Annotated in this window: 17 protein-coding genes; 15 read left to right on the forward strand and 2 right to left on the reverse strand. The window is 44.8% G+C overall.

Annotated elements, in window-relative coordinates; genetic code table 11:
* Positions 1–273: 273 nt before the first annotated feature.
* The gene (gene typA / locus WKT17_RS13950) at positions 274–2103 is read right to left on the reverse strand and encodes a translational GTPase TypA (protein WP_173750080.1); all 1830 of its coding nucleotides are present in this window, start codon (positions 2101–2103) and stop codon (positions 274–276) included.
* 250 nt (positions 2104–2353) lie between these two features.
* Between typA and WKT17_RS13955 the strand changes: the two genes are divergently transcribed.
* The 13 genes from WKT17_RS13955 (at position 2354) to WKT17_RS14015 (ending at position 20671) form a co-directional block, all read left to right on the forward strand.
* Positions 2354–2980: a single-stranded DNA-binding protein gene (locus WKT17_RS13955; protein ID WP_173750081.1), complete on the forward strand. Its 627-nt coding sequence runs from the start codon at positions 2354–2356 to the stop codon at positions 2978–2980.
* 119 nt (positions 2981–3099) lie between these two features.
* Positions 3100–3591 (forward strand): cob(I)yrinic acid a,c-diamide adenosyltransferase, encoded by a 492-nt coding sequence (locus WKT17_RS13960; protein ID WP_173750082.1) that lies wholly within the window; start codon positions 3100–3102, stop codon positions 3589–3591.
* 62 nt (positions 3592–3653) lie between these two features.
* Entirely contained in the window at positions 3654–4544 is an 891-nt protein-coding gene (dapA, locus tag WKT17_RS13965) for a 4-hydroxy-tetrahydrodipicolinate synthase (RefSeq protein WP_173750083.1), read from the forward strand.
* Between the two features lie 46 nt (positions 4545–4590).
* Positions 4591–5349, forward strand: a complete 759-nt coding sequence (gene dapB, locus WKT17_RS13970) for a 4-hydroxy-tetrahydrodipicolinate reductase (RefSeq protein ID WP_173750084.1) — start codon at positions 4591–4593, stop codon at positions 5347–5349.
* Between the two features lie 177 nt (positions 5350–5526).
* On the forward strand, positions 5527–5871 hold the full coding sequence (locus tag WKT17_RS13975) for a hypothetical protein (protein WP_340273298.1): 345 nt from the start codon (positions 5527–5529) through the stop codon (positions 5869–5871).
* Between the two features lie 237 nt (positions 5872–6108).
* Positions 6109–6639, forward strand: coding sequence for a ribosome hibernation-promoting factor, HPF/YfiA family (gene hpf / locus WKT17_RS13980; protein WP_291682966.1), 531 nt, complete (start codon positions 6109–6111; stop codon positions 6637–6639).
* Positions 6640–7058: 419 nt separating this feature from the next.
* Complete coding sequence (locus tag WKT17_RS13985; RefSeq protein ID WP_340273301.1) at positions 7059–13493, forward strand: endo-beta-N-acetylglucosaminidase; 6435 nt, start codon at positions 7059–7061, stop codon at positions 13491–13493.
* Positions 13494–13662: 169 nt separating this feature from the next.
* Positions 13663–16233, forward strand: a complete 2571-nt coding sequence (secA, locus tag WKT17_RS13990) for a preprotein translocase subunit SecA (protein ID WP_173750213.1) — start codon at positions 13663–13665, stop codon at positions 16231–16233.
* A gap of 90 nt (positions 16234–16323) precedes the next feature.
* Positions 16324–16569: a hypothetical protein gene (locus tag WKT17_RS13995; RefSeq protein ID WP_173750212.1), complete on the forward strand. Its 246-nt coding sequence runs from the start codon at positions 16324–16326 to the stop codon at positions 16567–16569.
* Positions 16570–16584: 15 nt separating this feature from the next.
* The gene (gene prfB / locus WKT17_RS14000) at positions 16585–17703 is read left to right on the forward strand and encodes a peptide chain release factor 2 (protein WP_173750211.1); all 1119 of its coding nucleotides are present in this window, start codon (positions 16585–16587) and stop codon (positions 17701–17703) included.
* 77 nt (positions 17704–17780) lie between these two features.
* The gene (locus WKT17_RS14005) at positions 17781–18224 is read left to right on the forward strand and encodes an ACT domain-containing protein (protein ID WP_294541403.1); all 444 of its coding nucleotides are present in this window, start codon (positions 17781–17783) and stop codon (positions 18222–18224) included.
* Positions 18225–18240: 16 nt separating this feature from the next.
* Positions 18241–19458 (forward strand): homoserine dehydrogenase, encoded by a 1218-nt coding sequence (locus WKT17_RS14010; protein WP_294541407.1) that lies wholly within the window; start codon positions 18241–18243, stop codon positions 19456–19458.
* A 10-nt stretch (positions 19459–19468) separates the two neighbouring features.
* Positions 19469–20671 carry a cofactor-independent phosphoglycerate mutase gene (locus WKT17_RS14015; RefSeq protein WP_173750208.1) on the forward strand — a complete coding sequence of 401 codons (1203 nt, stop codon included), beginning with the start codon at positions 19469–19471 and terminating at the stop codon, positions 20669–20671.
* A 58-nt stretch (positions 20672–20729) separates the two neighbouring features.
* On the opposite strand, the gene WKT17_RS14020 is transcribed toward WKT17_RS14015, so the two are convergent.
* Positions 20730–21488 carry a DUF975 family protein gene (locus WKT17_RS14020; protein WP_291683734.1) on the reverse strand — a complete coding sequence of 253 codons (759 nt, stop codon included), beginning with the start codon at positions 21486–21488 and terminating at the stop codon, positions 20730–20732.
* 87 nt (positions 21489–21575) lie between these two features.
* Here WKT17_RS14020 and WKT17_RS14025 point away from each other — a divergent pair, with 87 nt between their 5' ends.
* Entirely contained in the window at positions 21576–22004 is a 429-nt protein-coding gene (locus tag WKT17_RS14025; protein WP_173750206.1) for a DUF2752 domain-containing protein, read from the forward strand.
* Positions 22005–22066: 62 nt separating this feature from the next.
* Positions 22067–22549, forward strand: coding sequence for a hypothetical protein (locus tag WKT17_RS14030; protein ID WP_291683733.1), 483 nt, complete (start codon positions 22067–22069; stop codon positions 22547–22549).
* Positions 22550–22603: the final 54 nt, after the last annotated feature.

Raw genomic sequence — 22603 nt, forward strand, 5'->3', positions numbered from 1 at the left:
TGTTAAATATTTGTCAATATCAAATTCTAAGAAAAAAGGAAATACTGAAGTCGTTTTGTATGCCCTTATTATACCATAAACAGTGAGAAATATAAAGAAAAAAGATTGTTAAAATTAAAATTATCAGAAAATAGAGAAGAAGAGGATTTGAATACAATATTCTGGAATTAATGTACATTTCCATAGGTGAAATTGATAAAAAAATAACATAGCGACAAAAAAGAAGAACTGTTCACAGGAACAGCTCTTCTGGTTATAGAAAATATAGAAGAATTATTTTTTCAGATTCTGTCTTTTCCGAAGTCTGGAATCCAGGATTTTTTTACGGATACGCAGGGTTTCCGGTGTGATTTCCAGAAGTTCGTCCGTATCGATAAATTCCAGGGCCTGTTCCAGGCTGAGGATTTTCGGCGGCGTCAGCTTTAAGGCTTCGTCTGCGGAAGAAGAGCGGGTGTTGGTCAGATGTTTGGTCTTACATACGTTCAGTTCAATATCCTCCGGCTTGCCGCTCTGTCCGATAACCATACCGCTGTAAACTTTTTCGCCGGGGCCGATAAACAGAGTGCCTCTGTCCTGCGCGGAAAACAGACCATAGGTAACGGATTCGCCTGTCTCAAAGGCAATTAAGGAGCCCTGTTTACGATACTGCATGTCTCCTTTGTATGGAGCATAGCCGTCAAAGGCTGTGTTCAGAATGCCGGAGCCTTTGGTGGAGGTCATAAATTCTCCGCGGAAGCCGATAAGTCCTCTGGAAGGAATGTTGAATTCCAGGCGGGTAGTGCCGTCGCTGGCGGGGCTCATGCCCTGCAGTTCACCCTTTCGCTCGCTGAGTCTTTGGATAACCGTACCGGAAAATTCTTCAGGAACATCTACATAAGCGATTTCCATAGGCTCCAGTTTACGGCCTCTTTCGTCCTCCTGATAGATGACCTCTGCCTTGCTCACAGCAAATTCATAGCCTTCCCGGCGCATGTTTTCAATCAGTACGGATAAGTGCAGTTCGCCCCGTCCGGACACCTTGAAGCAGTCGGTGCTGTCCGTATCCTCCACCCGCAGGCTGACGTCTGTGTTTAACTCTCTCATGAGGCGTTCTCTTAAGTGGCGGGAGGTTACAAACTTTCCTTCCTGTCCTGCAAAAGGACTGTCGTTGACCATGAAGTTCATGGAAATCGTAGGCTCTGAAATTTTCTGGAAAGGAATGGGATCCGGATTTTCCGGTGAGCATAAGGTATCTCCGATATGGATATCTGCAATGCCGGCAATGGCAACAATAGAGCCAATACCAGCTTCTTTTACGTCTACCTTGTTCAGACCGTCAAATTCGTAAAGTTTGCTGATTTTTACCTTCTTCATTTTGTCCGGGTCATGATGGTTGACCAGCACCACTTCCTGGTTCACGCTTAAAGTGCCGTTTTCCACCTTGCCCACACCGATACGGCCCACGTATTCATTGTAGTCAATGGTGCTGATAAGGGCCTGAGTAGGCGCTTTTGGGTCGCCGGTAGGAGCCGGGATGTATTTTAAGATGGTTTCAAACAGAGGAACCATGTTTTCCGGTGTGTCGTTTAAGTCCAGAACCGCATGACCTGCTTTTGCGGAGGCATACAGGAAGGGACAGTCAAGCTGCTCGTCAGAGGCATCCAAATCCATAAGAAGTTCCAGGACTTCATCTATAACCTCATCAGGACGCGCTTCAGGACGGTCGATTTTGTTGATGCACACAATGACATGAAGGTCTAATTCCAGTGCTTTTTTCAGAACGAATTTGGTCTGGGGCATAGCGCCCTCAAAAGCGTCTACCAGAAGGATTACGCCGTCCACCATTTTCAATACACGTTCTACCTCACCGCCGAAGTCCGCATGGCCGGGTGTATCAATAATGTTGATTTTGGTATCTTTGTAATATACAGCGGTATTTTTTGATAAAATGGTAATGCCGCGTTCTCTTTCAATATCATTGGAGTCCATAACACGTTCCTGTACGGCCTGGTTTTCACGGAATACACCGCTCTGGCGTAAAAGCTGGTCTACCAGAGTGGTTTTGCCGTGGTCAACGTGAGCAATAATGGCTACGTTTCTGATATCTTCTCTTGCTGTTTTCATAAATAACCTCTTTTCTTTTAAATCAACAGATTTCAGTTGTTTTTATGCAGTAAACAGAATTTCCGCCGGAAAACCGGGGAAAAGCCTGTGTTTTCGGTAAAATCCGGATTTCATTCTATCACACTTGCTTCTAAATACAAAGGGGAAATAAAAATTTTTTGAAAAAAATAGAAAATGTGGTTCTAAAAGGTGCCGGGGCTGAATAAACATAATACAGACAAGATACGAGAAAGAGGAGAGGGAAAAAATCATGGCAGATAAAATTATTGAAAACAATCAGGTGTCAATTATGGGAAAGATTGCATCCGGCTTTACCTTCAGCCATCAGGTGTATGGAGAGGGCTTCTATCTGGTGGATGTGCTGGTAAAGAGACTAAGCGATTCAGAGGACAGAATTCCGCTGATGGTTTCCGAGCGTCTGGTTGATGTCACACAGGATTACGAGGGAGAGTACATTATGGTGCAGGGACAGTTCCGGTCCTATAACCGCCACGAGGAGAAGAAAAACAGGCTGGTGCTTTCTGTTTTTGTAAGAGAACTGTCTTTTGTGGAAGAGGAAGATGATACGGTGAAGACGAACCAGATATTCCTGGACGGATATATCTGTAAGCCTCCGGTATACAGGAAAACCCCTCTTGGAAGAGAGATTGCGGATTTGCTGCTGGCAGTGAACCGGCCTTACGGAAAATCCGATTACATACCCTGTATCTGTTGGGGAAGAAATGCCAGATATGCGTCTGCTTTTGAAGTGGGCGGACATGTTCTTATCTGGGGAAGAATCCAGAGCAGGGAGTATATTAAGAAATTAAGTGAAAGTCAGACCGAGAAGCGGACGGCTTACGAAGTATCTGTGAGCAAACTGGAATATGCGGATTAATACGGTCCGCATGGCTTTTGGGCTGTTTTGGTTGCAATATGCCCGCAGGTGTAGTAATATATACACAACTCTTAAACAAAACAAAAGCAGAACAGGCAGTCTGTAAGAGGTGTAGTATTATGTATGAAAAAAAAGGATTAACGCAGATATACTGCGGCCCGGGGAAAGGGAAAACCAGTGTGGCAATCGGCCAGGCTATCAGAGCCGTGGGGCATGGAAAACGTGCCATTGTGATTCAGTTTTTAAAGGGAAGAGAGACGTCCAGACTGGATTATCTGTCTTCCATGGAACCGGACGTCCGTTTGTTCAGGTTTGAAAAGAAAGACAAATATTATGAAGATTTGACCGAAGAAGAGAAGAAAGAAGAAAATGAAAATATCCGCAATGGTCTGAATTTTGCAAGAAAGGTGTTGCTGACAGAGGAAAGCGATATGCTGATTCTGGATGAGATTCTGGGTGTTCAGGAATTTGGAATTGTGACAGAAGAAGAAGTAATTGCACTGATTCAGGCAAAAGATGACGAGACAGAACTGATTATGACAGGCAATGTGGTAACAGATGGCGTAAAAAATGCGGCGGACAGAGTGGTTTCTCTGGAAGTAGTCAAATAGACTGCAGGTTTTGGAGCAGGAAAATGAAGAGAAAGAATCTTTACTATTGAAGGAGGAAGCGTATGTCTATTTTTACAGGTGCAGGTGTAGCCATTGTCACACCGATGAAGGAAAACGGAGACGTGAATTTTGAAAAGCTGGGAGAAATTCTGGAAGAGCAGATTGCAGAAGGAACAGATGCCGTTATTATATGCGGAACTACCGGCGAATCTTCCACCATGACCCATGAAGAGCATCTGGAGGCTATCAAATATACAGTTGATAAAGTCAATAAAAGAATTCCTGTCATTGCAGGAACAGGTTCAAACTGTACGGAGACCGCGATTTATCTGTCAAAAGAGGCAGAGCAGTATGGTGCAGACGGATTGCTTTTAGTGACTCCGTATTATAATAAAGCGACACAGAAGGGACTTATTGCCCATTACACAGCTGTGGCAAATGCAGTGAAACTTCCTATTATCCTGTACAATGTGGCCAGCAGAACCGGCTGCAACATTACCCCGGAAACGGCTGCATATCTTGCAGAGCATGTGGAAAACATAGTAGGTATCAAAGAAGCATCGGGAAATATTTCCCAGGTGGCGCAGATTGCAGCGCTGACAAAAGGGAAAATGGATATTTATTCGGGAAACGATGACCAGATTGTACCCATTCTTTCCCTGGGAGGAAAGGGTGTTATTTCCGTATTGTCCAATGTAGCGCCCAAATATACCCATGAAATTGTAGCGAAGTTTATGGAAGGGGAAGTGAAGGAAAGCTGTGAAATGCAGCTGGCAGCACTTCCGCTGGTACACGCACTGTTCAGCGAAGTAAATCCCATTCCGGTAAAAGCGGCTATGAACCTTATGGGAAAAGAAGTAGGGCCTCTTAGAATGCCTTTGACAGAGATGGAAGAGGAACATAAGGAGGCGCTGAAAAAGGCCATGACAGATTTTGGCCTGAAACTTGCATAAGAAGAGAGGAAAGTAGAGAAACTGCAAAAGAAAAGAGGATAAAAAGATGGTCAGAATCATTATGAATGGCTGTAATGGCCATATGGGGCAGGTGATTTCCGGGCTGGTATCTGAAGACGGCGGCGCGGAGATTGTGGCAGGTGTGGATGTTGCAGACAAGGGATTGTATACTTATCCTGTATTTACGGATATAACCAAATGTGATGTGCAGGCAGATGTGATGATTGATTTTTCTTCTGCCAAAGCGGTAGACGGGGTGCTGGATTTCTGCAGGGAGAAAAAACTGCCTCTGGTGCTTTGTACCACAGGTTTATCTTCCGGGCAGCTGGAGAAAGCGGAAAAAACGGCACAGGAAACCGCAGTGCTGCGCTCGGCAAACATGTCTTTGGGAATTAATACCTTGCTGAAGCTTTTGCAGGATGCAGCAAAAGTGCTTGCAGCAGCAGGTTTTGATATGGAAATTGTGGAGCGCCATCATAATTTAAAAGTAGATGCTCCAAGCGGTACGGCTCTGGCTCTGGCAGACAGCCTCAATGAGGCCATGGATAACCAGTATCACTATGTGTATGACAGAAGCCAGACCAGAGAAAAGAGAGATACCAAAGAAATCGGAATTTCCGCAGTCAGGGGCGGTACCATTGTCGGAGACCATGAAGTGATTTTTGCAGGTCCGGACGAGGTGATTGAATTCAGGCATACGGCTTATTCCAAAACTGTATTTGCAAAAGGCGCCGTGGAAGCGGCGAAATTCCTCAGCGGAAAACCAGCAGGTATGTATGATATGAGTCATGTAATTAACGGCTAAAAGCAGAGCTGTCACAGAAAGCGTTATAGAGAAGCAGAGACTTTTTCGGAGCGTTTTTTGGGGCAGTTTTTGTTTTATAAATTTTTATGAAAAAAATGGTTCTGTATGTCTCCTGCATAAAAAGTGTCCGGTATGCGCATATTAACAGCAGAACTTAAAAGAAAAGGAGACAATCTTATGAAAAATCTAAGAAAAATATCTTTGGGGCTGCTTCTGGCTATGAGCTTCTGTGCATTGACAGCATGTGGAAACAACACGACAAAGGATAACAACGGAAATACCACGACAGAGGACGCCAGAGATAAAAACAACACCAACAGAGACACGAACGGAACGAACAGAACAGACAGCACAACAGACGGAACAGGAAACCGCGACGGAGTAATAGAGGATACCGGGGAAGCCATAGGAGACGGTATCGAAGATTTGGGTGAGGATATCCGTAACGGTGCAGAGGATATGGGGGGAAATACCAACGCAGCAGGAGAACGCACCCACACAGAGACAGATAATAACCGCTAGATTCTCGCAGAAACAGAGAAGTTTTGTGCTGCTTTTCTATTAAAAGTGTAAAAGAGCGCAAAACTTTTCTTTACATACAGAGTCCGGGAAAGTATTGGATTCGGTCATACAAAATATAATCAATTTCTAAATTTTCTAAAAACTCTTGAATTTGAGAAGGAATATTGGTATAATAAGGATACATTACAAGACCAAAGGTTCATTCTTGTAAAATACATGTAAAAGGGGTTGGACATAATGAAGTTTGTTATAAGCGGAAAAAATATTGAGGTCACACAGGGACTGAAAAATGCAGTCGAAGATAAATTAGGAAAGCTGGAACGGTACTTCACCTCTGACACAGAAATCATGGTTACATTGAGTGTGGAGAAAGAAAGGCAGAAAATAGAAGTTACCATTCCCGTAAAAGGAAATATTATCCGCTCCGAACAAGTAAGCAGTGACATGTATGTTTCCATTGATTTGGTAGAAGAAATTATTGAAAGGCAGTTAAGAAAATACAAAAATAAGATTATTGATAAAAAGCAGAGCGCAGGTTTCCAGCCGGAATTTGTGGAAAAAGACTACGAAGAGGATACGAATGAAATTAAGATTATCCGTACCAAGAAATTCGGCTTCAAGCCTATGTATCCGGAAGATGCCTGTGTGCAGATGGAACTTTTAGGACATAACTTTTTTGTATTTCTCAATGCAGAGACAGAAGAAGTCAATGTGGTTTATAAGAGAAAAGGCAATACTTATGGTTTGATTGAGCCGGATTTTGGTTGAATCAGGTACGGAGCAGCATAAAGAATAAAAAGAAAAAAGGATAGCAAGAATACCGTGTATACAGTCTGAGATTGTGTATACGGTATTTTTTTTGTTTGCTAGTTATCCGGAAATGAAATTTGGAATAAGAATAATGTTAAGTAACAAAGTGCAAAGTTAGTATAAAAATAGGTAAACAAACAAAATGAAAAGGAAGATGACAAAAGATGATATCGTGCATGATGTGCAGGGCGTTTTTTGTATAAAAATAAAAAGCGTAAAAATGTACAAAAAGTAAATGTAAAAACTAGGAAAAACGGATAAAATGTAAGCTGATATAAGAAAAGTATTGAAAAAATATAGGGAATATGTATACTCTAAATGTAAGGTAACAAAAGCAAAAACAATATTACTAATTATGTACCAAGAAAGGGGAAACCATGAAGAAAAAAAGCTTGAAAAAGACCGTGGCTGTCATGTTGAGCGGTGTGTGTCTTGCATCGGGAGTTGCAGTTCCGGCAGATACGGTGCAGGCATCAGCTGGTCTGGGGTATTGGCCGGAGAACCTGCCCATTCCCAATCAGTATTACTATCAAAAGGAGTCGCTGCAGCCATATGGAACCTGTCTGCAGATAGGAGAACTGAAGAACTGGAGTCCAGATAATGACCCGGATGCACGGTATAACCGGAGTTCCATTCCTCTGCGGCAGAGGTATATGGGACCCAGTGTAAATCCTCTGGCTTCCAGGGATGCCAAAGTAATGCCTCTAGCCATGTCTAACGCAAGGGCCAGTGAGGCAGAATCCCAGGGAGGAGAAGGAGATTTTGTCTATGCCTTCAATAATTTCCAGTATATAGACACCTACAATTTCTGGGGCGGTTCTTCAGCAGAAGGACCTATCTGTATTCCGTCTCCGGAGCACATTGATTCCGCTCACCGGAATGGAGTGCAGGCAACCGGTACGATTTTCATTCCGTGGGGGGATGAGGAGTATGGCGGAAGATTTGTGCGGGAACTGGTGGCGCAGGACGAACAGGGCAATTATCCATGCGCAGATAAGCTGATTGAAGTGGCTCAGTATTATGGTTTTGATGGCTATATTTTCAATGCGGAATCCGGTACAGGTGTCAGTGGGTTTAAAGAGTTTCTGGCTTATATGCAGGAGAAAGCCCCGGAAAATTTTCGAATCAGCTGGTACAACGGAAGCGGAACGCTGGGAGCAGATTCTATTGATGCCTGGATGCAGGATGAAGACAAGCGTATTACGGATGAGTGGTGGCTGGATATGTCCGGAAACGGAAACGTAGACAGTACGATAGACGCAGCTTATGAAGCAGACAGAGATAAGTGGGACATCCATTCTACCTGGGAGTACATTCCTATGCAGGACGGTGCAAAGGGAGGAGATTACCACACGAGACTGGATAAGGACGGGAAGCTGAAGATTTCCCTTGGTATTCTGGCCCCTACGTCTACTTTAACCCAGTCGAAAAATTCGGATGACTTTATGAATGTGCAGGACCAGAAACTCTGGGTGGGACCGGATTTTGACCCGTCATCCACCAATCGCCCCGACGATGAATTTTGTGGTTTTGCCAATCTGGTAGCAGACCAGACACCGGTTCTGGGAACAGATTTCGTAACACATTTTAATCCGGGAAACGGCTATAAATTCTACGAAAACGGTGCAGTGACCGGCATGGAAAGCGGTTGGCACAACCGTTCTCTGACAGAAGTGCTTCCGACCTGGCGTTGGATTGTAGATGCCGAAGACGGCGCAAAAAAGGTGGAGCCTAAGATTGATTATGAAGATGCCTACTGGGGCGGTGCATCCATGAAAATCAGCGGTGGTTTAAGCGCAGGCAAGGCAAATCATATCAAGTTGTACAGCACTCAGTTGGATATTACAGACAGCTCTACGTTTGAACTGGTTTACAAGACAAAGAAAAACAGCGATGTGAAACTGTCTGTGGGACTTTGTTTTGGCGATACATATGAAGATAAGAATTTCCAGTTCTATCCCGTGGAAATTCAGGGAGATGGAAGCTGGAAAGAGGCGTCTATTCCTCTTGCAGATGAAAGCGGACAGAGGGTCAGTGCGATTTCTCTGAAACTGGAATCAGCAGGCGGTGTGGATGACTATAGCATGAATATTGGAAAGATGGGGATTGTGACAGACAAATCCCAGACGGAAGCACCGGGAGAGATTACACTGGATGATGTGATTTATCCTACGGATTTAAGTGCAGAGGCAAGAATTTACTGGGATAAGGGGGAACATTCTTTTATCGATATTATTCACCGTGTACGTCCGGATGGACAGGAAGAATTTGTAGGTGCTACTCCTTCCGATGCGTTCTACATTCCAAAATTCCGCAAGCTGGAAGGGGAAAAAGAAGCAACCTTTAAGATTACTTCTATCAGTGAAAATGGAATTGAGGGTGATTCCAGAGAAATTAAGATTGCATGGCCCAAAGAGGTGCCGGACGGCTTTGGTCCCAGTGCAGAGTTGGGAGAAAATCTTGCTCTTCGAGCTCCGGCCGTGTGTGATGTGCCCTGTGCAGCAGATGGCCCGGTAGATAAAATCAATGATGGTGTTATTCCTTCCAGCAAATGGTGTGGTACGGCAAACAGCGGAAGCGCTTATTTGGATTTGGGGAAAGAAGTGGATATCAGCCGCTGGATTGTTTATCATGCGAATTGTAGAGGAGCCGGAGAAGGTGTAAACTACAATACGGTAGATTTTGAACTTTTATATGCTCCGGATGACGGAAAGCCAGTGTTGGACCCAACGGATAAAACTGCAGCGGAACGCGTGAAAAAGCTGAATTATAAAGAGGCAGACAAGGTAACCGGCAATAAGCAGAATGTGACAGACAGAAATCTGGATGGGCCAATCAAAGCCCGGTATATCAAGCTGCACATTACAGACTCAGATAACAGTCCATGGTCTGCAATCCGTATTTACGAGATGGAACTGTATGGAGAAAAAGGAGAAGGCAGTGTAGCGGTGCCTACAGCTCCGCTGGAAAGAAATGTTACCGTTTATAACGAAAAGGGCAATCAGGATAAGGTGATTATTGACAATGTGGGCATGCCTTATGCAGAAGGTTCTTATCCGAATGGAACTGTAAATGAGAAAACCGGAGTGGTATCTCTTTATGACAGCATGGATGCAAAAGAGCCCATTGCACAGGTTCGGGCCCAGCAGCCGGATAATGTGTATAAGCAGTACGCCGTGGGAATTGCCCAGTTTGACAATCTGAAACTCAAACCAGAGGGCGGACGCCTTTGGTATTCTGTGCAGGATGCATCCACGGGGGAAACGGTTACTACTCAGCGCTCCAGTGTGGCGTATCCGCCGGAGGATGGAAAGAAAATTCCAGAGGCTCAGGCAAAGCTTTATGGAGAGGCAGCCGGTGTGAACCTTTCCGGTGCATACGGCGCTCTGGAAATCAGCGGACTTCCCAAAGAAGCTACAGTGAAGGTTTATGACAGCAAAGATGCCTTAAAACCCATTCTGCATTCCGCTCCTGCAGGCGAAGATAAGAAAATTCTTTTGGAGAGCGTACCATTAAAAGAAGAAGGCGGAACGGTATATTATACCATTCATGCACCTGGATATTCAGATACAGAAAGATTGGAATTGGCCTATGGAGAGGTGGGGGCGCTTCCGGCTTATCAGGGAACCCTGGCAGAAATGGTCAATATGTATGAAAGAGGATTCTTTGAAGAAGAGTATCTGGATTCTACCTGGGGTGCGTTTGCTTCTGCACGCACAAAGGCGGCCGGACTTTTGGAAGGAAATCCTACAAAAGCGGAAGCGGATGCGGTGCGAATGGAATTGAAACAGGCAGAATGCGGGCTTTTAAAGAAAGCAGATAAATCCAGAATTCAGGAAGTATGTGCAGACTATGAAGCAAATAAAGGTCATTATTCCAAAGAAAGCTGGGAAAAATTCCAACCAGTGTTTGAAGAAGTAAAAGCTTTTGCTCAGGCAGAGGATGAAACAGATAAAATGACCATTCAGACCCAGCGGGTAAAGCTGGACAAGGCAGCCAGACAACTGGTAGAAATTGTACCGATTAACAGCTCGGTGATTCCGGATGAAGCGCTTTTAAAAGCTATTAAGGAGCAGACGGGCTTTGAATCTGTGGACCAGTTAAGCACCTATGAGGGCACTCTGGATTTGACCAATCTTCCAGTGAAAGACCTTACTGGTTTGGAAAAAATGGAGAAACTCAAAGGACTTATTTTAGACGGAACAAAGGTAAAAGAAGTAAATGCAAAGAATCTGCCCAAAACGCTGGAAACGCTCAGTATGAAAAACTGTGGGGGTCTGGAAACCATCGACCTGAGAAACAGCGGAATGGATAAGCTGAAACAGGCAGACATTACAGGCTGTGAAAAACTGGTTCTGGTGTATATGAATACCGGAAATCTGGAAAAACTGGAAGTTTCCGAAAATGGAAAATATGCCAATATTTACGCTCTGGATATCAGTGGAAATAAGCTGGATTTAAGTGAGAAAACTCCAGAAGGCAAGTTGGCTGCAAAGGTGGAAGAAAATCTGAAGAAGAATCCGCCTGAAAAATTGGAGAAATATACAAATGTAACACAGGGACGGAATGTAACCGCAGACGTGATGCAGGGACGTCACGAAAAACCGGAAGTCATGGTAGATGGAAAGAAAGACCAGAATGCAGATATTTATTATCTGGATACAAATGGGAAGGCGGTTATCAATCTTGGAGAAGCAAAAGATATTTCCAAAGTGGGAGCAACTTTCCAGAAGGATAACTTCCCGGCAGAGTACAAGTGGGAATATTCCGAAGACGGAAAGGATTACAAAGAACTGGCTGTTGTAAAGAAGAATGAGAAGTATCAGACTGAAAATACGTTAAAAACTCCGGTGAAGGCGCAGTACTTGAGATTTACTGTGTTAAACAAAGGAAAAGGAGAAGCCGTTGTGGTGGAACTGGAAGGGTTTGAGAAGAAAACCATTGCAAGTGGTGTTACCAGCGGCAATCAGAAACCGGAAGCAGTAGTGGATTATAAGACCATTCCGGCAGAACTTTCACTAAAACAGGGAAGCGAAGCGGTGGATATGCTGGACTATATGAAAAACTGCTACAAAGAAGTAAAAACAGTCAGAGGAACAAAAATTGCAGAGTTGACTGACGCAAAATGGCTGGCAAAAGATTACGATATTGAGGCGGCTGCAAAGATGCCGGAAGGTATGAAGGTTGTGATTACCAAAGAAGATGGAAGCGCGTGTCAAAATCCGTTTGTACCTGAAAATACAGGAAACTACACGGCAGAATACCGAGTAGGAGAAGGCAAAGCACTGGCTTCGGTCAAGGTAAAAGTAACCGCGGATAAGTCTTATCTGGAAGAGTTGGCTGCTTCCTGTGAAGGAAAGAAGGAGACGGACTACACGCCTGCTACCTGGGCCGTTTTCCAGGAAAAACTGGCAAAGGCAAAGGAACTTTTAGAAAATGAATTTGCAGGACAGGATGAAATTGATGCGGCAGAACAGGAGCTTTCAGAGGCATTGACCGGCTTGCGGGTGAAACCGATAAAAACGGTGCTGCATGTATTTATTGAACTCGCAGAAAAAGAACTGGAAAATGCAGCAGATAAGGCGCCGGAAACCATGGATGCTTTAAATACTGCTCTGACGGAAGCCAAAACTGTTTTTGAAAATCCAAATGCAACGCAGGAGGAAGTAGATGCAGCAGGCGATAAACTGTTGGAGGCTCTGAACAGAATTCGTCCTATGGCAGATAAAGAAAAACTTCTGAATCTGATTGCTCGTGTGGAAAGCATGGAGACAAGCGGCTATACAGATGCAAGTGTAAAGACTTTGGAAGAGAAACTTGCAGAAGCAAAAACAGTGGCAGAAGACGACAATGCCTTTGAAGAAGATGTGGAACTGGCATACAATAATCTGTTGCAGGCCGTGGCTCATCTGGAGGTAAAGGTTCATACTGCAGAACTGGAATATGTGATAGCAAAAGCAGAAGATATTCTTGCTAAAAAGGACAAATATATTGCGGCAACACTGGAAGGTTTAAGTGAGGAAATCAAAAAGGCAAAAGAAGTTCTGGAAAAAGCGGACGCAACACAGGAAGAAGTGAATCAGGCAGCAGCAGACCTGGCATGGAAAGTCGGGAATGCAAGACTCAAAGCAGAGAAACAGGCACTTTTGGATATGCTGGAGGAGGCAGAGAAAATGGATGTTGCTCTGTACACCGAGGAAAGTGCCCGTGCCTTTACAGGGGCACTGTTGAAGGCCCGTCAGGCAGCAGAGGATGAATATGCAACGCAGGCGGAAGTGGATGCGGCCGTTTCTGAACTGGATGATGCTATGACAAATCTGGTGAAAGCAGAACCTGAGCAGCCGGAAACAAAACCTGAGGAAGAGCAGAAACCGGAGCAGAAGCCGGAATCAGAACCTGAGGAAGAACAGAACCAAGACAAGGGAACAGAAGAAGGGCAACAGGAAGAAGCTAAAGAAGAGAAACCGGAAACTCCTTCCTACCAGGCTCCTTCTAAGAAACCGGTAAGCGGTACCAGAGACTATGCAGTTCGCAGCAGAAGACAGCACAGTGATAATACAGCGTCACAAAGCAGCAAAGAAGAACAGACGGAAGAGAGAAAGGAAACAAAAGAAGAAACTCTTCTGGCAAAGGGAGACGGTGAAGAGAATTCCAACAAGGAGACGGAAGACACCGCTGATTCAGAAAAGGCAGAAAAAGATAAAACTGTCCAGAAAGAAGAGAAAGCTTCTTATGGCTGGATTCTGGCGGGAGTCCTGATTCTTGCAGCAGCTGGAGGTCTGTGGTATTGGAAGAAAAAACAGAAAAAATAAGCAGCAGTAGAAGATAAAAGAAAGACTGCAGGAAAGCAGAAACCGGATTTTGCGAGGACGGCTTCTGCTTTCCTTTATTTCGTGGAATTATTTGTTGTGCTGACAGGCGGAAAGTGATACAATAATCCATAGCAGTGTTAAAAATGGATAGATTTTAGGAGTATGACACATGAATGTATTTGAAAAAATGTTTGGAACACATAGCGAGAGGGAATTAAAGCGCATTACCTCCATTGTGGATAAAATTGAATCTCTTCGTTCCGATATGCAGGCGTTAAGTGATGAAGAACTGCGGGGCAAGACAAAAGAGTATAAGAACAGGCTGCAGGAAGGGGCAACCTTAGATGACCTTCTTCCGGAAGCATTTGCAACGGTAAGAGAGGCGGCCAAGCGCGTGCTGGGTATGGAACATTATCGGGTGCAGCTTATCGGTGGCATCATTCTTCATCAGGGGCGTATTGCAGAAATGCGTACCGGTGAAGGAAAAACTCTGGTATCCACCCTGCCGGCATACTTAAATGCCCTGGAAGGAAAGGGTGTTCACGTCGTTACCGTCAATGACTATCTGGCTCATCGTGATGCAGAATGGATGGGAAAGGTTCATGAATTTCTGGGGTTGACCGTTGGTGTGGTCTTAAACGATATGAAAAACGACGAAAGACGTGCCCAGTATGCATGCGATATTACTTATGTAACCAACAACGAGCTGGGATTTGATTATCTGCGTGACAACATGGTTATTTATAAGGAACAGCTGGTGCAGAGAGAATTAAACTATGCCATCATCGATGAGGTGGACTCTGTACTGATTGACGAAGCCCGTACACCGCTTATTATTTCCGGACAGAGCGGCAAATCCACGAAGCTTTATGAAGTCTGCGATATTTTGGCAAAGCAGTTGGAGCGTGGAGAAGCCAGTGGGGAAATGACAAAGATGACCGCTATTATGGGTGAGGAGATTATCGAGACCGGAGACTTTATTGTCAATGAAAAGGACAAGATTGTAAACCTCACCGAAGAGGGTGTGAAAAAGGTTGAGAAGTTTTTTAACATTGAAAACCTGGCAGACCCGGAAAACCTGGAAATCCAGCACAATGTGATTCTGGCTCTTCGTGCTCATAATCTGATGTTCCGTGACCAGGATTATGTAGTAAAGGATGACGAGGTTCTCATTGTCGATGAGTTTACCGGACGTATTATGCCGGGAAGACGTTATTCCGACGGTCTGCACCAGGCCATTGAGGCGAAAGAGCATGTGAAGGTAAGGCGAGAGAGTAAGACACTGGCGACGATTACCTTCCAGAACTTCTTTAACAAATATAACAAAAAATCCGGTATGACCGGTACCGCGCTTACCGAAGAAAAGGAATTCCGGGATATTTACGGTATGGACGTTATTGAAATTCCAACCAATAAACCGGTAGCCCGTGTGGATTTGGAAGACGCGGTTTACATGACAAAGAAAGAAAAATTCCGTGCAGTAGTAGAGGCTGTTAAGGAAGCGCATGCAAAACAGCAGCCGGTACTGGTAGGTACCATTACCATCGAAACTTCTGAACTTTTAAGTCGTATGCTCACCCGTGAAGGTATTAAGCATCAGGTATTGAATGCGAAATTCCATGAGCAGGAGGCAGAAATCGTGGCACATGCCGGAGAAGCCGGAAATGTTACCATTGCCACCAACATGGCAGGACGTGGTACAGATATTAAGCTGGATGATGTGTCAAAAGAAGTCGGTGGTCTGAAAATCATCGGTACAGAGCGCCACGAATCCAGACGTATTGATAATCAGCTGCGCGGCCGTTCCGGACGTCAGGGGGACCCGGGCGAATCCCGTTTCTACATTTCTCTGGAAGACGATTTGATGCGTCTGTTCGGCTCTGAGAAGCTGATGGGCATGTTTACCTCTCTGGGGGTTGCCGAGAATGAGCAGATTGAGCATAAGATGCTCACCAGCGCCATTGAAAAGGCACAAAGAAAGATAGAGGGAAATAACTATGGTATTCGTAAGAACCTGCTGGAGTATGACCAGGTAAATAATGAACAGAGAGAGATTATCTACAAAGAAAGACGTATGGTTCTGGATGGCATGAACATGAGGGATTCCATCTATAAGATGATTACGGAAACGGTTGAGCATGCGGTAGATATGTGTCTGTCAGACGATGTAGAGCAGGAAGAATGGGATTTTAATGAAATTAACACCGTGCTGCTGCCGACCATTCCTTTAAAACCTCTTTCTTTAGAACGGGTAGAAGGAATGAAGAAGAATCAGGTAAAACAGTCCTTAAAGGAAGAGGCTGTGAAGCTGTACGAGGAGAAAGAAGCGGAATTCCCGGAAGCAGAGCAGCTGCGGGAATTAGAGCGAGTGATTCTTTTAAAAGTTATTGACCAGAAGTGGATGGACCACATTGATGATATGGACCAGCTTCGTCAGGGTATCGGCCTGCAGGCCTATGGACAGAGAGACCCCAAGGTGGAATACAAAATGCAGGCTTATGAAATGTTTGACAGCATGATTGCAGCGATTCAGGAGACAACACTGAGACTGCTGTACCATGTCCGCCTGGAACAGAAGGTAGAAAGAGAGCAGGTGGCACAGGTTACGGGAACAAACAAGGATGAGTCAGGACCGAAGAAGCCGGTACAGCGGGTAGAAAAGAAAGTATACCCCAATGACCCATGCCCATGCGGCAGCGGAAAGAAATACAAACAGTGCTGCGGCAGAAAACCAATCTGATAGAAGCTTAGGCAGATAAGACTGCTGTAGATATAGGAAACTGTAGCTGCAGCAGTTTCGTTGTTTCTGCCGGAAAAAGGAGGAATTCTTGTGGGACAGACGGTGGATTTTACAATGGAGAGGGAAGGACTGGTCAAGCCGGGAGACCGGGTAGAACTGAAAGAAGACCAGGCTTCGACAATGGCGGGACTGATGTATTATTACACGATTAAACCCGCCGTGGCCATGTCCAGCAATCTGAAAAAAAGGCTGCCAAGGCTTACAGGAACTGTGACAAAGGTAGAGCCCCAGGTGAGTATTTATATGGTAACCGTGGAAGTAGATGAAGAGGAATAATCAGGAGGAATGACTGTGGTTGAATTAGATGCATTTAAATCAGAACTGAATACGTATACAGAGCCTTTGAAGGAGGTGAGGGATTCTCTGGATTTGGAGAATAAAGAGAAAAGAGTGGAAGAACTGGAGAGGGAAATGGAAGCTCCAGGCTTTTGGGACAATGCAGAGCGTTCCCAGAAAATGATGAAGGAATTAAGCGCTTTAAAAGGCGATATGGAAATCTATCACAAGCTGAAAAATCAGAAAGAAGAGATTGAGCTGATGATAGAAATGGGATACGAAGAAAATGACGAGTCTGTGATTCCGGACATCGAAGAGATGATGGAAGAGTTTAAAACAGATTTTGACCATATCCGTATCAAAACGCTGCTTTCCGGAGAGTACGACAGGGACAATGCCATTGTAACCCTTCATGCAGGTGCCGGCGGAACGGAGTCCTGTGACTGGGCGAGCATGCTCTACCGCATGTATTTAAGATGGGCAGACCGGCAGGGCTTTACCACAGAGGTGCTGGACTATCTGGATGGTGATGAAGCGGGGATTAAGTCGGTGACGTTCCAGGTAAACGGAGAGAATGCTTACGGATATCTGAAATCTGAAAAGGGAGTGCACCGCCTTGTGCGTATTTCCCCTTTCAATGCGGCAGGCAAACGCCAGACCTCCTTTGTGTCCTGCGATGTCATGCCGGATATTGAGGCGGATGTGGATATTGAAATCAATCAGGACGATTTGAAGATTGATACTTACCGCTCCAGCGGCGCCGGCGGACAGCATATTAACAAAACTTCTTCTGCCGTGCGTATTACCCACCTCCCTACCGGAATTGTGGTGCAGTGCCAGAATGAGCGCTCTCAGTTCCAGAATAAAGATAAGGCCATGCAGATGTTAAAGGCAAAGCTCTATCTTTTGAAACAGCAGGAAAACGAGAAAAAACTGTCCGGTATCCAGGGAGAACTGACCGAAATTGGCTGGGGAAACCAGATTCGTTCCTATGTTATGCAGCCTTATACTATGGTAAAAGACCATCGTACCAATGAAGAATCCGGCAATGTAGACGCAGTGATGAATGGAAATATTGACAACTTTATCAATGCGTACCTGAAATGGGTTGCATTGGGAAAAAAGGAAAAATAGTTGCTTCATGGGGAAAAATGTGGTAATATCTGTTGGAGACGCACAAATGTATTTTGTAAAAGAACAAAGGGGAGAAAATGGAAGACAATCGAAGATATTTTGTGGTAACAGAAAAAGCCGTGCCGGATGTTCTTCTGAAAGTGGTTGAGGCAAAACGACTTCTGGAGGTACAGAAATCCGCGACTGTGCAGGACGCGGTGGAAGCAGTGGGAATCAGCAGAAGTTCCTTTTACAAGTATAAAGACGACATTTTTCCTTTTAAAGAAAAGACGAAGGGACAGAATATTACCTTTATTATTCAGATGGATGATGAACCGGGACTTCTTTCTGCAGTGCTGAAAATGATTGCAAGGTTTCACGGCAATATTTTAACTATCCACCAGAGTATACCTATGAACGGCGTAGCCAGTCTGACTCTGAGTGTGGCGATTTCTGCGGCGCAGGGGGATGCGGCCGCTATGGTGGAACATATTCAGCAGATAGAAGGCGTTCATTATCTGAAGATACTGGGCAGAGAATAGACAGAAGGAGAATGAGATGATTCAGACAGCAGTGTTAGGTTACGGAACTGTAGGTTCCGGTGTGGTAGAAGTGTTAGAAACAAACAGAGAGAGTATTGAGAAAAGAGCCGGAGAAGCTATTGGTATTAAATATGTGCTGGATTTGCGGGAATTTCCGGGAAGTTCCATAGAGGATATTCTGGTGCATGATTATGAAGTGATTGTAAATGACCCGGATGTACAGATTATTGCAGAGGTTATGGGGGGAATTGAGCCTGCTTATACCTTTACAAAACGTGCTCTGGAAGCGGGGAAAAGTGTGTGTACCTCTAATAAAGAACTGGTTGCAGAGCATGGGCTGGAGCTTATGAAACTGGCAAAGAAGCATAAAGTAAACTATATGTTTGAGGCCAGCTGCGGCGGTGGAATCCCCATTATCCGCGCGTTGAATTCTTCTTTGACAGCGGATGAAATCGACCAGATTTCCGGTATTTTAAACGGCACAACCAATTTCATTCTTACGGAAATGGCAGAGAGCGGCGCTGACTTTGACCAGGTGTTGAAGGACGCCCAGAACAAAGGCTATGCAGAGCGCAATCCGGAAGCAGATGTGGAGGGTTATGACGCTTGCAGAAAAATTGCTATTTTGTCCTCTCTGGCATACGGCGCTCATGTGGATTATCGGGATGTCTATACGGAAGGAATTACAAAAATCACAGCCGAAGACATGAAATATGCAAAAATGCTGGGCATGAGCATTAAGCTGCTGGCAGACAGCAAAAGAGAGGGAGAGCGTTTTTCAGCCATGGTATGCCCGACCATGGTAGGCAAAGGCAGTCCGCTTTACAGTGTCAATGGTGTCTTTAATGCAGTATTTGTACATGGGAATGTGCTGGGAGACGCAATGTTTTACGGCAGCGGCGCAGGAAAGCTGCCAACAGCCAGTGCTGTAGCGGGAGACATTGTAGACTGTGCCAAACATCTTGGAAAAACAGTTATGATGAACTGGAGCAGCAAGGAACTGGAACGGGTGGATATTAAAGAAGTAAAGCATGCGTTCTTTGTTCGCATAAAGGGAAAAATGGAAGAGCGGCTCAATCAGGTGAAAGCAGTTTTTTCAAATCCGCAGACCGTATCCGTTCCGGGGCTGGAAGAGGAGTTTGGTTTTGTGACGGAATGTATCAGTGAAGAAGACTTTGCAAAAAAGGCAGAAGGACTGGAAGGAATCATAAGCAGAATTCGTATCAGAGCATAGGAGTGGGAAGATGAAGTACATTGTGGTATTAGGTGATGGAATGGCAGACAGACCCATAGATGCATTAGGGGGAAAAACCCCTCTTGCGGCAGCAGAGACACCGGCCATGGACAGTCTGGCAAGAAAAAGTGAAATTGGCATGGTAAAGACTGTGCCGGAGGGCATGAGCCCGGGAAGCGATACAGCAAACCTGTCTGTGCTGGGGTATGACCCAAAAGTTTACTACTCCGGGCGCTCGCCTCTGGAAGCGCTGAATATCGGTGTCCGGATGGAGCAGGGAGATATTGCCATCCGTGCTAATCTGGTTACCCTTTCTGAGGAAGAGGAGACTTATGAGGAGAAGCATATTTTAGACCACAGTGCAGATGAGATTTCCACGGAGGAAGCGGAGGTGCTTTTGCAGGCGGTAAAGAAGGAACTGGAAAATGGAATGTTTCAGTTTTATACGGGAACCAGCTATCGGCACTGCCTTATCTGGAAAAAGGGCATGGTAGTACCACTGACACCGCCGCACGATATTCGCGGAAAAAAAATCGGGGAGTATCTTACAGATGAAGCACTGCTTCTTGCCATGCAGAAGAAAAGCTATGAAATTTTAAAGAACCACCCTGTTAATTTAGAAAGAAAGAAAAAGGGCTTGAATCCGGCCAACAGCCTGTGGTTTTGGGGCGCAGGAACAAAGCCTGCTTTGTCTTCTTTTGAAGAGAAGTTTCACAAAAAGGGTGTGATGATTTCCGCAGTGGATTTGCTGAAAGGAATTGCTGTGGGAACGGAAATGGGAAATATTGCGGTAGAAGGCGCAAACGGCGGTCTGCATACCAACTATGAGGGAAAAGCAGCTGCGGCTGTTTCGGCACTTTTAAAGGACGGCTATGATTTTGCCTATATTCATGTAGAGGCGCCGGATGAAATGGGACATCAGGGCAGCCTGGAGAAGAAACTGCAGGCTATTGAATACCTGGATACACGGGTGATTCAGAGAGTCAAGGACAGTATGGAGGAATCGGGAGAGGCGTACCGGATGCTGATTTTACCGGATCATCCGACTCCGGTCAGTGTTAAGACCCATACGGCAGACCCGGTACCATATCTGCTGTACGACAGCAGAAAACAGGAGGAACGGGACTGCGTATACAATGAAGCAGAGGCTTTGCGTCAGGGAAATCTGATACAAGAGGGCTATCGGCTGATTGAAAAATTATTTGAAGAATAGAGAAAAAAGAAACCGAAACATACACTTTGCAGTGGTGTTTTCGGTTTCTTTTTCTTTGTTAAAACGGATTGTTTATAAAGGAGTCAGGCGTTTCCTTTGAAGCCGCTTTTGGAGCGTCAAGTTCTCCGGCGACATCCATGTAGAAGTAGGCCATGGTAGTCTGCATATACGGTATCAGCCACAACATTCCAATGTAGCAGGTAAAGACAGAGGCCAGATACAGAGGCAGAAAGCTGAACTGAATGTAGAGATATCGTCCTTTATTGCCCTTCATCAGACATAAACTTTCCTTTAAAGCTGCTATAGCCCCCATGTCGGGATTATCCAGCAGCAGATAATTGGCCAGACCGAAGAAAGTGCTCACAATCAGGTTTACCAGAGCCTGTATAAGCAGTGTCAACATAGAGAAAACCATAGAGGTTTCTATATCAGAGGTAGTATAGCTTAAAATATCCAGAGGCAGACCAAAGAGAATTTGCACCAGTAAAAACAGCAGATTGACTACTAAAAACCGGTCCGGATTGTGGGAAAACACATAGAACAGGTTGCTGATGGTATAAGGCTGTCTGCGGTTCATATTCAGAAGCATTTTTCCATAGCCTGCATTGCACAGAGCAATCAACAGAGAAAGCATATAAAGCAGTATCTGGTTGGTAATCATGCTTGTTATGCTGGAGGTGTCCAGAAAGGCGGTGACAAGCATGGAAAAAAGTATAACCAGAACAACGATAATCAGGTTTGCCAGTATGGGGAGTCCGAAATTTCCGTTGAGGGATTCCCGCGCAAGCGTTTTCAAATTCGCAGATGAGCGTTTCATAAATAATCTCCAATCTTTTCTGTAGTTCGTGGTATAATAACTGCACATGGTAATTATAGCATAATCATGGGAGGTTACAAGAGGATAATGAAGAAGAAAGACAGGAATTTTCAACAGGAGAGGGGATTGTATACAGGCGGATGGATTTTGCTGGCTCTGGCGGTGCTTCTGATGGCGGCAGAGAAGGGGCTCCACCTGTCCTGGCAGAGTTTTCCCTGCCTTTTTCATAAATGGACAGGGTATTACTGTCCCGGCTGCGGCGGAACCCGGGCAGTAAAAGCGCTGCTTCGGGGGCATATTGGGCAGTCGTTTCTGTATCATCCGGTGGTATTGTACGGGGCAGTCTTGTATGCCTGGTTTATGATTTCTCATACCATAGAATATCTGACAAAAGGACGGTGGCACACGGGTATGAGGTATACGGATAAGTATTTGTATGTGGGACTCGGCATGATTGTGGTGCAGTGGGTACTGAAAAATGTAATAAAACTGGTTTGGGGTGTGGGGATTGGTTGAAATTTTTCAGAAGCTGCATTATACTGAGAACAAGAAAGATTAGGTATGGTAGGAGGTATTCTATGAAAAAAGCAGGGATATGGGCAGCAGTATTATTCGTGGTCATGCTTATGACAGCGGGGTGCGGGGCAAAAAATCAAAAAGAGGAAACAGCGCATTTGAACCGTGTTATGGAAAACATTTTTAAAAGTACGGATGAAAAAGAGTATCAGCAGTCTGAAGAAAGTACGGAAGTTCCTGCCTGGGTAGAAGAATGCTTTCAGTCACATATGACAGCAAATGGATATGCAGTTCTCACATCTACAGCCGTCTATAACATGGCAGTTTTGTCTTATCAGAACGAGAAAACCATGCAGATAGAGGATTTGTCCATAGAGAAAAAGGACAACTACTATGACCTGAACTGGAAAGTTTCCGTAAAAGATGATGAGGGAAAGACAGAGAGTCTTCCTATGGAAGGCAGCGCACAGTTAGATGAGAAAGGGCTGGTAAATTCTTTCAATATTACAAATTTGTCTGAACTTCAGAAAGTCATAGAATCCTGAACAAGAAAAAGCGTTATCGGGGGAAGATAGTTCCGCTGATAACGCTTTTTTTAA

The sequence above is a fragment of the Blautia sp. HCN-20427 genome, assembly GCF_037890365.1.
Taxonomy (GTDB): Bacteria; Bacillota; Clostridia; order Lachnospirales; family Lachnospiraceae; genus Blautia.